This is a genomic window from Campylobacter volucris, assembly GCF_008245045.1.
Taxonomy (GTDB): domain Bacteria; phylum Campylobacterota; class Campylobacteria; order Campylobacterales; family Campylobacteraceae; genus Campylobacter_D; species Campylobacter_D volucris.
Genome location: NZ_CP043428.1, coordinates 844,542 through 857,430, shown reverse-complemented (window position 1 = coordinate 857,430; position 12,889 = coordinate 844,542). Strand labels below are relative to the sequence as shown.

Genomic DNA, 12,889 nt, shown 5'->3' with positions numbered 1-12,889 from the left:
TCATTTTGTAATAATGTCATAAATAAGATTGTGTAAATTTTGTTATTTTAAAGTCTTTATCTATTAAAATGAATTCATACATCAAACAAGGGAGAAGTATGAATTTTGATTTTTACGCAACATTAGTTACTATGGTGATAGTGTTACTTTTAGGTGTGTTCGTCATCAAAAGAGTGAAATTTTTACGCGATTATAATATACCAGAGCCAGTAGTAGGCGGGAGTATAGCTGCAATCATTCTTTTTATCTTACATAGCTTTTTTTCTGTTGATATTAAATTTGATAGTTCTATGAAAGATCCACTAATGCTAGCATTTTTTTCAAGCATTGGTTTGTTAGCTGATTTTGCATCTTTAAAAAAAGGTGGAAAAAAATTAGCAATTTTTTTAGTGGTTGTTGTAGGTTTGCTTTTTGCGCAAAATATCGTTGGCATAGGTGTAGCAACCGCTATGGGGCAAAATCCACTAATGGGGCTTATCGCAGGTTCTGTTACTATGAGTGGAGGACATGGAACAGGCGCAGCTTGGGCAGCTGAATTTGTAAAAGAGCCTTATATGTATTCAAGTGCTACTACTATTGCTATTGCTTGTGCTACCTTTGGCCTTATTTCAGGAGGAATTATTGGTGGACCTGTTGCAAGATATTTAGTGAATAAATATAAACTAGTAGTGCCAAAACAAAATGATGAGCAAGATGGAATTTTAAGTTTTCAATCTCCGCAAAAAGAAAGATTAATCACCCCATCATCTTTCATAGAATCTTTAGCATTGATTGCTTTATGTTTATTAATAGGAAGTGCTTTATCTACATATATTAAAACAGAAACAGGCTTTACTTTGCCAACTTTTGTGTATTGTCTTTTTACAGGTGTGGTTTTAAGAAATGTTTTATCTATTACTAAAATTCATCATGTTTTTGATAGAGAAGTTTCTGTTTTAGGTAATGTAAGCTTGTCTTTATTTTTGGCTTTAGCTTTAATGACTATCAATTTATGGGATTTGGTAACTCTTGCATTACCAATGCTAGTTATTTTAGTAGTTCAAGTTACAATGATGATTGCTTATGCAATTTTTATCACTTTTAGAGTTTGTGGAAAAGATTATGATGCAGCGGTTTTAGCAGCTGGACATTGCGGTTTTGGTCTTGGAGCAACTCCAACAGCTATGGTAAATATGCAAACAGTTACAAATCACTACGGAATGAGTCATATGGCTTTTATTATCGTGCCTTTAGTAGGGGCATTTTTTATAGATATAGTTAATGCCTTAGTGATAAATGCTTTTTTATATTTACCATTTTTTCATTAAAAAATTTCTAGTGCTATTTTTAGCACTAGATTAAATTTTCTTATCCTTGCTTTTACATAGATGATTTAAAAAACATTCTTTACATAAAGGATTTTTTGCCTTACAAGTATATCTACCAAATAAAACCATTGCTTGATGAAGATAGTTAAGATTATCTTTAAAAATTTTAGTTAAATCAATCTCTGTTTCTTCAGGAGTTTTAGCTTTACTAAGATTTAGTCTATGTGAAACTCTAAAGACATGAGTATCTACAGCCATGCAGTTAGCTCCGCACCATTCTATCATCACTACATGTGCGGTTTTTTGTCCTACTCCAGCTAAGCTTTTCAAAGAAATTTCATCCATAGGAATTTCTCCGTTAAAATTTTCACACACTGCTTTAGCCATTTTGATTAAATTTTGAGCTTTATTATTGTAAAAAGAGCATGAATTAATTAGTAGTTTTAAACTTGTAAGATTAGCATTAGCTAGATCTTTCACGCTAGGATAAGCTTTAAATAAAGCAGGGGTTATGAGATTAACTCTTTTATCGGTACATTGAGCTGAAAGCATAACGCAAACTATAAGCTCATAAGCATTGTTAAAAACTAATTCTGTTTTGGCTTGTCCAAAATGTTTTAAAAATAATTGTTTAATTTCTAAATTTCTTTTCATAAAACTTATTTTATGTTAATCGCCTTTAAATAAAGTTTAGTTATAATAAAGACTACAAAATTATTTTAAAGGAAAAACAATGAAAAAAGTTTCTTTAGTCGCTGCGACTTTATTAACAGGCTTGAGTTTAAATGCTGCGGTTGTAGCTACTCTTGATGGAACAAATATCACTGATACACAAGTAAATGAATTCTTTGCTCCTATGTTAAGAGGTGCTAAAGTTACTGATTTACCAGCTGAACAAAAAAAAGCAATTATTGACCAATACATCCTTCAACAACTTGTATTAAAAGATGCAAAAGCTCAAAAAATAGAAAATGATCCTTTATACAAAGAAGAATTAGAGCGTGCAAAAGACGCTATTTTGGTGAATATTTATCAAAAGAAAATTTTTGATTCTATAAAAAATAATGAATCAAAAGCTAAAAAATACTATGATGAACATAAAGATCAATACACAAAACCAGCTCAAGTAAAAGCTAAACATATTTTAGTAACTAGCGAAAAAGAAGCTAAAGAAATCATTGCTCAACTTAGCAAACTTAGTGGTAAAGCTTTAGAAGAAAAATTTGCACAATTAGCAAAAGAAAAATCAATCGATAAAGGCTCTTCAGCTCAAGGTGGTGAACTTGGGTGGTTTGCTGAATCAACTATGGTAAAACCATTTGCTGATGCAGCTTTTTCTATGAAAAAAGGAACTATTTCTAAAACTCCTGTAAAAAGTGACTTTGGATATCATGTTATTTTTAAAGAAGATGCTAGAGCAAAAAGCACTATGAGCTATAATGAAGTTAAAGCAGGTATCGAAAATACTTTAAAAATGGAAGAATTTAAAAATCTTATGAATTCAAAAGCTGAAGAACTTCGTAAAAAAGCACAAGTGGAATATAAATAATGGGTATTTTAGATCTTGTTAAACCAGGTGTTTTAAGTGGTGATGATTTAAATATAGTTTATAATCACGCTAAAAAAGAAGGTTTTGCTATCCCTGCAGTGAATGTTGTAGGGACAAATTCTATTAATGCTGTTTTAGAAAGTGCTAAAAAAGTTAATTCTCCTGTGATTATTCAATTTTCTAATGGAGGAGCTAAATTTGTAGCAGGTAAAGCTTGTCCTAAGGCTGATATTTTAGGAGCTATAAGTGGAGCAAGACATGTGCATTTGATGGCTAAAGCTTATAATGTTCCTGTTATTTTACATACTGATCATGCTGCTAGAAAACTTCTTCCTTGGATTGATGCTTTGATTGAAGCCAATGTAGAATTTAAAAAAGAAAATAACATTCCTTTATTTAGTTCTCATATGATTGATTTAAGTGAAGAAGATTTAGAAGAAAATTTAAGCACTTGTGAAAAATACTTAGAGCAAATGTCTAAACTTGGAATTTCTTTGGAGCTAGAGTTGGGTTGCACAGGTGGCGAAGAAGATGGTGTGGATAATACAAATATCGATAATGCTAAATTATACACACAGCCTGAAGATGTTGCTTTAGCCTATGAAAGACTTTCTAAAATTAGTGATAGATTTTCAATTGCAGCTAGTTTTGGTAATGTTCATGGGGTTTATAAGCCAGGCAATGTGATCTTAAGACCTGAAATTCTTAAAAATTCTCAAGAATATGTTAAAAATAAATTCAATCTCAATCAAGACAAGCCAATTAATTTTGTTTTCCATGGTGGCAGTGGTAGTGATATTAATGATATCAAAGCTGCTCTAAGCTATGGTGTGATAAAAATGAATATTGATACAGATACTCAATGGGCTTTTTGGGATGGAGTTAGAGAATATGAGCTTCAAAATAAAGCATATTTGCAAGGACAAATTGGCAATCCAGATGGAGAAGATAAGCCAAATAAAAAATACTACGATCCAAGAGTTTGGTTAAGAGCGGGTGAAGAAAGTATGATTAAACGCTTAGAATGTGCGTTTAGTGATTTAAATTGTATTGATAGAAACTAAGAGCATATGCTCTTAGTTAATTTTCCTGTGAAGATATGAAATTTTTAGAGTAAAATTAACATAAGGTATACAATAATGGAAGCAAAAATAACAGATGAATTTTCAGATCTTGTGTTGCCAGATGGAAAAGGTAGCACAGGTATAGTTGCTTATTTAAAAATTATTTTTATCCCGACTATATTATATCTTTTGGTTCTTTTGGGATATTTTGGAAAGATTGATTTTAAAGTAGAATTACATAGTGTTATAATGATAGGAATTATTTATATTATAGCACTTATTTTTGCAAGACATAGTGCTGATTATGCTTCAAGTATTTTTGAGCAACAAAAGGACGAATTTAAACTTGTATTAAAACGCTATATTATGAAGCATTTTTTAATCATAGGCAAGGAAACAAAATCAAATGCAAGTTTTGATGATTTTGCTTATGCATATGCAAGAGATTTAAGAAATGAAAATTTTGCTTTGGTCGGTGGAGCTATCTTTCCTATGCTTGGAATTTTGGGAACATTTATAAGTATAGCTATGTCTATGCCTAACTTTAATTCTAGCGATACAGCAGGATTAGAGCAAGAAATTTCTGTTTTATTAAATGGAGTTGGAACTGCATTTTATGTTTCTATTTATGGAATTTTTTTAGCACTTTGGTGGATTTTCTTTGAAAAATATGGATCGAGTAAATTTCAAAGACTTCTTAATCGTCAAAAAAATGCTACAAGTGACTTTTTTTGGTCAAAAGAAGAAATAGATAGAAAATATTTACAAGAAAGTTTGAAGCATTTTGAAAAAATTGGTACGATTTTTGAGCATGTAAGCAATGAAGAATTTTTCAAAGAACTTGATAACACTATAGATAGAAAATTTAGAGTTTTTCAAGAATTGGTAAATGCTGAAGAAAAAGCTGTAAGGTTAAGTAGTGAGCATGTAAAACAAACCATGAGTGATCTTTCAAAAACACAAAGGGAGCAAAAAGATATAGTAAAAACTTATACAGAAATAGCCAATGCAGTAAATATGTTAAATTCGAATGTAAAAGATCTTACTCTTAGAATTTCTGAACAATACAATAGACTTTTAGATATTAGCTCAGATAAAATTTCTCATCTTGATAAAAGTGTGACAATACTTGATGATAAAATAGAAAATTTTGCTAATAATATAGAAAAATATCAAAATCTTATGCTTGAAAATCAAATGAAACTTTTTGAAGGATTTAAATCTAGCATTATAGAAGGAATGCATACTTTCAAAGAAGCTTATGAAGAAGAAAAAAGCATCGATGAAAAAATTTCAATGATGGAAGAATTTAAGCTTGAAAGTAAAGAATTAGACGAGCAAACTTCACAAGTTATTGCTAAACTTGAAAACCAAAAAGAAGATGAAGAAGTAGATGATAAAAAGCAATCAAAAGAATAACGAAGATAATAATTTTTGGATAGCCTATGCTGATTTGATGGCTGGGTTGTTGTTTGTATTTGTATTGTTAATTGGAGCTATTGTTGTAAAATATGTTTTAACTCAAAGTGATTTAAAAACCATAAAAGAGAATTTAGAAAAACAAGAGCAAAGATTACAAGAAAACAAAGAAGAATTAAGCCAAAAAGAAGACATACTTAAAAATTTAAATCAAAAATTAAGTAGCGCTTCAAAGCAAAAACAAGAATTAGAAGCAAATGTCAGTTCTTATGCAAAATTAAATCAGGATTTAAATTTATCTTTAGATGAAAAAGATCAGCAAATTTTTACTTTGCTTGAGCGACTAAATAAAAAAGATGAAGAAATAAAAGAATTACAAGTTAATTTTGAAGAAGCAAAAAACAAGATCAAAGAGCTAGGATTGATTAAAGAAAATACTATTAAAAATTTACAAGCAAAGATTGATAGTAATATTACTTTAGATGTAAATTCGGGTGCTATTGTTTTACCTTCAGAAGTATTATTTGATAGTAATTCTTTTACTTTAAAACCTCAAGCTAAAGAAAATTTAAAAGCTATATTGACTCAATATTTTGATGGTATTTTAAAAGATGAAAATATACTTTCAAGTATTGAAAATATAGTCATAGAAGGACATACAGATAGCGCAGGATCTTATATATATAATCTTGATTTATCGCAAAAAAGAGCTTATGCAGTGATGAGTTTTATTTACTCTTTTTATAAAGATCCTAGGCTTCAAAAATTATTAATGGCAAGTGGTAGATCATATTCTGATGTTGTCATAAAAGATGGAAAAGAAGACAAAGAAGCAAGTCGTAGAATAGAAATAAAATTTAATATCAACACCAACAATGCTTTAGAAAAGGTTGAAAAATACCTTGATAGCAAGTAGGATAGATCTTTTAAAATATAATGAATTTGAATTCTTTCTAAAAAGAGATGATTTACTTGGAAAAATTAACGGCAACAAGGCTAGAAAATTAGCCTTTTTAGAGACTAATAAGCATCAATTTAAAAAAGGTCAAGTTTTCATCTCTTATGGATCTTCTCAAAGTAATGCTTTAGCAGCTTTGGCTATTTTTTGTCATGAAAATGATTTTAAACTAATTTTTATATGTGAAAAGATTAGTTCTTTTTTAAAAGAAAATCCTCACGGAAACTATCTAACTGCCTTAAAATGTGGTGTTAAGATTATAGAAAATGAAGAATTTGCAAATAGAAAATCTAAAGCCCTAAGTTTAAAAAAACCTGATGATATTTTTATAGAAGAAGGTATTGCTATTAAAGAAGCTGAAATAGGGTATAAAAATTTAGCTTTAGAGCTTCAAAAACAACTTAATGAAAAAGTAGATATTTTTTTACCTTCTGGCACGGGAACTTCGGCAGCATTTTTAGCTAAACATAGCAAATTTAAAGTTTTTACTTGTGCTTGTGTAGGAGATAGCGCGTATTTAAGAGAGCAAATTTTAGCTTTAGAGCCAAATTATGATTTTAGTAATTTAACCATACTAAATCCACCTAAAAAATATCATTTTGCAAAACCTTATTTGGAATTTTATGAACTTTATAAAGATTTAAAAAGTCAATGTAAAGTAGAATTTGATTTGCTTTATGATATGGTAGGTTTTAAAACTTTATTAGCAAATAAAGAAATTTTTGAAAACAAAATTCTTTATATCCATCAAGGTGGACTTGATGGAAATGTGAGTATGCTTAGAAGATATAAATATAAATTTGATTAATCTTTTATAAATAAATCTTCTATTTTAATATCTGTATCTATCATTTTATTATCTAACATAAATTGTTTTGTTTTTTCTAAAGATTTTATATCATCATTATTTATACTGATATTAAAATCATACAAAGGATACATTTGTTTTACTGCATTAATGTCTAAATTTGTTTCTTTAGCAACGATATTCATACTTTCTTCATAATTTTTATCTATATAATCTAAGATTTCTTTTTGAGCGTTAATAAATTCATCAACAAGTATTTTATTTTCATCATAAAATTCTTTAGTTGTAGCAACTACAATCAAAGGCTCGATCAATCCATCAGCCGTAGTAACCACATTATATCCATCTTGTATTAAACTATAAGCACTAGGACCTGCTAATAAAGCCATATCCACAGATTTTCCAGCTAATGCAGCTTGGGCTTGTGGTATTCCCATTGATATAAATTCTACATCATTTTCTTTTAATCCCAAACTATTAAGATAAGCTAGCAAAAGCTCATGAAGTATGGTTCCTTTTGGGCCTGCTATCTTTTTTCCTTTGATATCATCAGCTGTTTTAAATTGGGTTCCTTTTTGGGATAAAATAGTAAAAGTTTTTGAGGATTTGCTATATTTATTAACTATTTTAATATCAAGCCCATTGGCCTTTGCTAAGATTACAGAAGTAGATCCCACAGCGTATAAAAATTGTATATCTTTTGAAGCTAAAGCTTGGGTTTGCTCTGGGCCTGTTGTTAATTGAGAGTAAGAAAGTTTAATGTTATATTTATCAAAATATTTTTGAAAGATAGCTTTTTCTTTTTCTATGATAGAAGGCGCATTTAATGGTGCTTTGACATAGGTTATGGTTATTTGTTTTGCTGTGAAATTTTTATCCATATTTTCTTTAGAAGATGAATTTTTATCACAAGCATTTAACAACAATAGTGAAAGTATCATTATGGTTAAAAATTTGAAGGTGTTTTTTGAAAAAATTTTCATTTAATCTCCTTAATAGTATTTAATATATCTTTTTTTAATTCAATAAAATCAAAAGACAATAAGTCTCTTTCATAATCTTTATCTAAAAAATAATCTTTTTCAATCTGACCATTTTTAAAAATTACGATTTTTTTACCTAAAATTAAAGCTTCATCAATACAATGAGTAACAAATATAATGGATTTATTAGTTTGTTTTACTATATTTATAAGACTTTTTTGTAATTTTTCTCTAGTAAAATAATCCAAAGAAGCAAATGGTTCGTCCATTAAAATAATATCTGCATCATTAGCTAAAGCTCTAGCTATGGAAACTCTTTGCATCATACCCAAGGATAGTTGTGAAGGATAAGCTTTTTCAAATCCATTCAGTCCTACTAGATTAATCAGTTTATAAATTTTTTCCTTATCTATTGTGCTTTTTTTCATGCCAAAACTTATATTTGAAAAAACATCAAGCCATGGCATTAATCTTGGTTCTTGAAACACTATAGATAATTTTGCATTGCAAAGAATTTGTCCTTGTGATGGTTTTTCTAAGCCAGATAAGATTTTTAAAAATGTTGTTTTCCCACAACCACTTTTGCCTAAAATGATGGTTATTCCATTATCTATGGTTTTAAAATTAATATTAGAGAGTATATTTATTTGTTTATTATTGATTATAAAAAATTTAGATATATTTTGAGCTTCAAGCTTCATAGGTATATCCTGTTTTAGAGGATTTTTTTATCAAATAAGAAAAAAACCAATCAATCAAACATCCTAATAAACCTATAACTATAATACCAGCTATAACTCTATCTGATTTTGACAATTCTTGTGCATCTAATATCATATGACCAAGACCACTAGAAGCTGCTATCATTTCAGCTCCTATAATAGCTCTAAAACTATATCCAAGACCAATTTTCATACCAGATAAAATATAAGGTAAAGAACTTGGCAGTATGATTTTAAAAAATAATTGTATTTTTGTAAAATTTAAAGAATACCCAACTTCTAAAAGCTTTTTATCAACCATATAAATACCTTTTGTTGTGTTGATAAATATAGGAAAAAAAGATGCTAAGATTATAATGATGATTTTTGGTTCTTCTCCTATGCCAAACCATAAGATTAAAATAGCAATTAGACTAATTGGAGGAATGTTTCTTAAAAATTCAATAATATTTTCAAAATATTCAAAAATTTGTTTTTTCATTCCAGCAATGATTCCAAACATAAAAGCTAAAATACACGCTATGAAAAAGCCAAATATGATTCTTAATAAGCTAATATAAGTATTTTCTAATAAATTTCCATCAATTAATTCAGACAAAAAAGCTAAAAAGACCTTTTGAGGAGAAGGAAGTATATACTCACTCCATATCTGTAACTCACTAACTATATACCAAGATAATATAATAATACCAATAAACACATTTTTTTTAATCCATTGCATTTGTTAAATTCCATCTCCATTGTGACATCCATTATCACAATAAAGCATTTCTATAAGTTTATGTTTTTTGTAAGATTTTTCTTTAAATATTTTGATGATATTTTGCTCACCGCTTACAGAAGGTATTTTTCCTATAGAACTTTCTAAATCTTTAAAAAAACCAGGAGGGATAGGACTATTTTGCAATTGTTTTTTATTTTTTAAATCAATTTTTAGTTTAAATTTTGATACAAAATTATTCCAAGTTATAAACAAAGTGTTACTTAAATTTAAGTTATTTCCAAAATTTTCTAAAGCAATACAAGGTGTGGTGATGTATAAAAAATCTTCCTTTTGTTTTTGAGCGTGTAAATGCAAAGCTGTTTCTATTAAAATAGGATTGACATTAGCAGAGAAAGTGTGATTTTCTATAAAATCTTTAATCTTAGGGCATCTTGAATCTATAATACATTCTTTGGAATTAGAACTTAGTGATAGATATTTATTTTTAATAATTTGAGCGATATCTTCTTTGGGAAAAATGAGTTTAAAATTATTTTGTGTGAGTAGATTTTTTAAATATGATATATCATAAAGTTTTAAAACAACTGGATTGATAAAAATATATTTTTCAGCCAATTAAACAACCTTAATTTTTTGAAAAATATTATCATAATTAATATTTAATGTCAAATATTTTATATTTTTGTTTTATTTATTTTGGAAATTTATTAAAAAATTCCAAAATAAAAAATGATTAAAATGATAGCTGGAATTATGAATTTTACATAATAATACCAAAGCGTAAAGACTTTTCCTTTTAGTGTATTTTGATTAGATAGTTCGACTATGGAATCTTTTTTAAGCACCCATCCTACATAGATACAGCAAAAAAATGCAGTCAATACGAAAAAGATATTGCCGCTTATAAAGTCAAAACTATCAAAAATATTTTTATCTTTTATAATGGTGATATCTTTTAATGGTCCATAAGTAAGTATGCAAGGTAAATTTCCTAGTACAAAAATACTTCCTAAAGTAAGATTTATAGCAGTATTTTTAGCAAGTTTAAATTTTTCTTCTAATACGCTAATTATAACTTGATATATTGGCAAACTTGTGGTTAATGCAGCAACGATTAATAATAAAAAGAAAAACACACAAATGATATTTCCAAAAGGTATATGTGAAAATGCCACAGGTAAAGTTTTAAACACTAAAGAAGGCCCGCTATCTGGAGTTAAACCCACACTAAATAAAGCAGGAAATATCATAAACCCTGCTAAGACTGCTATAAGAGTGTTTAAAACACCTGTATAGATTGAAGTTTTTATAAGATTTTCGCTTTTATTTAAATGTGAAGATAAGGTAATCATCACTCCAAAGCCTAAAGAAAGTGCAAAAAATACTTGTCCTAAAACATCTATAAATAATTTAGGAGTGATTTTGCTTAAATCTGGAGTTAAATAAAATTTAATTCCCTCATTAGCCCCCTCAAGGGTTAAATTTCTTACTACTACTATTAAAAGGCAAATAAATAAAAAAGGCATGAGGTATTTAACAGATTTTTCAATCCCATCAATCACACCTTTTTTAAGTATAATCCAATTAATCACCACAAAAAAAGTAGTGAAAATTCCTATTAGTAAAGGACTATTTTCTATAGTTAGATTGTAAAAATTACTTGTATATTCTGCGCTTATTGGGGTTGAAAGATTAAATTCTCCAATAATAATTTTAAATATATAAGCTAAAACCCAACCCCCTATGACCATATAATAAGCCATAATTCCAAAGCTACCTAAAAGTCCTAAATATCCAACTCCTTGCCAAGATTTATTAATCTTAACTCCATTGCTAGTAGTGCCACCAAAAGCATCTACAGAATTTAGCATTCTTCTTCTTCCGATGACATTTTCTACTAATATAACAGGAATTCCTATGCAAATCATGGCTATACAAAAAGCTAACACATAAGCACCACCACCATTTTCTCCTACTAAATAAGGAAAACGCCAAGTAGCTCCAAAGCCTATGGTAGCTCCTGCTACGGTTAGGATGTAAGTAAGAGTATTACTCCATGTTTGTCTTTGCATGATATTTCCTTAATAAATTTAAATAAAAAATTCTTTAAGATAAAAAATTATACCATTATGCCAAAAAATTAATTATTTTTTTATCAAACTACAAAGGATTTTGCGTGCAAAAGAAAAAAATTTTATTTTTAGGTGCTGGTTATGCTTGTTTATCTACTATCAAAGCTTTAAAAGATGAATTTTTTGAAAATGCACAAGTTAGTTTGATCAATAACAATTCTTATCATTATCATACGATTTTACTTCATAAAGTGGCTTCTGGCGAAGATGTTTTAGGGCCTAAATTTGACATTTTACCTTTGTTAAATTCAAAGATTGATTTTATACAAGATGAAGTTATTAAAATTTCTAAAGACAAAGTTTATGCTAAAAATGGCGAGTATGAATTTGATATTTTAGTTTGTGGATTGGGGTTTGAAAAGGAAACTTTTGGCATTAAAGGTATGCAAAAATACGCTTTGAGTATAGATAATTACGAAAATGCTTTAAAGGTTAATGAAGAAATTTATAAAAAAATTAAAAATTATAAAAGTTCTCAAAATGAAGATGATTTAAAAATAGCAGTTTGTGGCGGTGGTTTGAGTGGAGTTGAATTTGTATCATCTTTAGCTAAAGAGCTTATAAATTTTTGTCAAAAAGAGGGTGTTGATTATCAAAAAATACAGCTTTGTATTATAGAAGCTATGGATCATATTTTACCAATGTTTGAGAAAAAAATATCCCAAAAAGCTAAAAGCGAATTAGAAAAATTTGGCATAAAAGTATATGAAAAATCTAAAATTATAGAATGTAAAGAAAATGAAATTTTATTAGAAGATCAAACATCTATTAAAGCAAATACCATAGTTTGGACAGCAGGTATAAGGGGGAATCGTGTGATTGAAAATAGTCTTGATTTTCCTAGTGTAAGATCTCGCATAGAAGTGGATGAATTTTTACATCCGCTAAATATTAAAGATTCTCATAGATATTTTTTTATAGGGGATAATAGCATTTGTAAAAACCCACAAACTAACACCCCTTATCCTCCAACAGCCCAACTAGCTTTAAGACAAGGTGCTTACGCAGCAAAAGCCTTAACAAAGCTAATCAAAGAAGAAAAATTTGAAAAAGAATTTAAATTTATAAGTGGAAATACTATATGTTCTATAGGTAAAGATTATGCCATAGGGACTATATTGCACAAAACAATTAGTGGTAAAATAGCCATAAAGCTTAAAATTTTTATAGAAAAATTATGGCAATACCAGCTTGAAGGCATTAAAGGCTTTTTTAGATAAAAA

At 28.3% G+C, this 12,889-nt stretch carries 13 protein-coding genes; 7 read left to right on the top strand and 6 right to left on the bottom strand.

Going from position 1 to position 12,889, the window contains the following annotated elements; translation table 11 throughout:
* Positions 1-98 precede the first annotated feature (98 nt).
* Entirely contained in the window at positions 99-1,307 is a 1,209-nt protein-coding gene (gltS, locus tag CVOLT_RS04530) for a sodium/glutamate symporter (RefSeq protein ID WP_039665634.1), read from the top strand.
* Positions 1,308-1,337: 30 nt separating this feature from the next.
* Here gltS and nth read toward each other — a convergent pair whose 3' ends face one another.
* A complete protein-coding gene (nth, locus tag CVOLT_RS04525; RefSeq protein WP_039665633.1) occupies positions 1,338-1,961 on the bottom strand; it encodes an endonuclease III in 624 nt (207 codons plus the stop codon).
* 79 nt (positions 1,962-2,040) lie between these two features.
* On the opposite strand from nth, the gene CVOLT_RS04520 reads away from it, so the two are divergent.
* The 5 genes from CVOLT_RS04520 to CVOLT_RS04500 all read left to right on the top strand — a co-directional run bounded on the left by CVOLT_RS04520 (position 2,041) and on the right by CVOLT_RS04500 (position 7,105).
* Positions 2,041-2,856 carry a major antigenic peptide/PpiC-type peptidyl-prolyl cis-trans isomerase gene (locus CVOLT_RS04520; RefSeq protein ID WP_039665632.1) on the top strand — a complete coding sequence of 272 codons (816 nt, stop codon included), beginning with the start codon at positions 2,041-2,043 and terminating at the stop codon, positions 2,854-2,856.
* Positions 2,856-3,920 carry a class II fructose-bisphosphate aldolase gene (gene fbaA, locus CVOLT_RS04515; RefSeq protein WP_039665631.1) on the top strand — a complete coding sequence of 355 codons (1,065 nt, stop codon included), beginning with the start codon at positions 2,856-2,858 and terminating at the stop codon, positions 3,918-3,920. The genes CVOLT_RS04520 and fbaA overlap by 1 nt, the downstream gene beginning before the upstream one ends.
* 75 nt (positions 3,921-3,995) lie before the next feature.
* Complete coding sequence (locus tag CVOLT_RS04510) at positions 3,996-5,339, top strand: MotA/TolQ/ExbB proton channel family protein (protein ID WP_039665630.1); 1,344 nt, start codon at positions 3,996-3,998, stop codon at positions 5,337-5,339.
* Positions 5,314-6,255, top strand: coding sequence for an OmpA family protein (locus CVOLT_RS04505; protein ID WP_039665629.1), 942 nt, complete (start codon positions 5,314-5,316; stop codon positions 6,253-6,255). Before CVOLT_RS04510 ends, CVOLT_RS04505 begins: the two co-directional genes overlap by 26 nt.
* Positions 6,242-7,105, top strand: coding sequence for a pyridoxal-phosphate dependent enzyme (locus tag CVOLT_RS04500; RefSeq protein WP_039665628.1), 864 nt, complete (start codon positions 6,242-6,244; stop codon positions 7,103-7,105). Before CVOLT_RS04505 ends, CVOLT_RS04500 begins: the two co-directional genes overlap by 14 nt.
* Here CVOLT_RS04500 and CVOLT_RS04495 read toward each other — a convergent pair.
* The 5 genes from CVOLT_RS04495 to CVOLT_RS04475 all read right to left on the bottom strand — a co-directional run bounded on the left by CVOLT_RS04495 (position 7,102) and on the right by CVOLT_RS04475 (position 11,606).
* On the bottom strand, positions 7,102-8,088 hold the full coding sequence (locus tag CVOLT_RS04495; protein ID WP_052243174.1) for a nitrate/sulfonate/bicarbonate ABC transporter, periplasmic substrate-binding protein: 987 nt from the start codon (positions 8,086-8,088) through the stop codon (positions 7,102-7,104). The genes CVOLT_RS04500 and CVOLT_RS04495 overlap by 4 nt on opposite strands.
* Positions 8,085-8,789: an ABC transporter ATP-binding protein gene (locus CVOLT_RS04490; RefSeq protein WP_039665627.1), complete on the bottom strand. Its 705-nt coding sequence runs from the start codon at positions 8,787-8,789 to the stop codon at positions 8,085-8,087. Before CVOLT_RS04490 ends, CVOLT_RS04495 begins: the two co-directional genes overlap by 4 nt.
* Entirely contained in the window at positions 8,779-9,531 is a 753-nt protein-coding gene (locus CVOLT_RS04485) for an ABC transporter permease (RefSeq protein ID WP_039665626.1), read from the bottom strand. The genes CVOLT_RS04490 and CVOLT_RS04485 overlap by 11 nt, the downstream gene beginning before the upstream one ends.
* 3 nt (positions 9,532-9,534) lie before the next feature.
* Positions 9,535-10,149, bottom strand: coding sequence for a hypothetical protein (locus CVOLT_RS04480; RefSeq protein WP_052243173.1), 615 nt, complete (start codon positions 10,147-10,149; stop codon positions 9,535-9,537).
* 92 nt (positions 10,150-10,241) lie between these two features.
* Positions 10,242-11,606 (bottom strand): sodium-dependent transporter, encoded by a 1,365-nt coding sequence (locus tag CVOLT_RS04475; RefSeq protein ID WP_039665625.1) that lies wholly within the window; start codon positions 11,604-11,606, stop codon positions 10,242-10,244.
* A 104-nt stretch (positions 11,607-11,710) separates the two neighbouring features.
* Between CVOLT_RS04475 and CVOLT_RS04470 the strand changes: the two genes are divergently transcribed.
* Positions 11,711-12,886 carry a type II NADH dehydrogenase gene (locus tag CVOLT_RS04470; RefSeq protein ID WP_039665624.1) on the top strand — a complete coding sequence of 392 codons (1,176 nt, stop codon included), beginning with the start codon at positions 11,711-11,713 and terminating at the stop codon, positions 12,884-12,886.
* Positions 12,887-12,889: the final 3 nt, after the last annotated feature.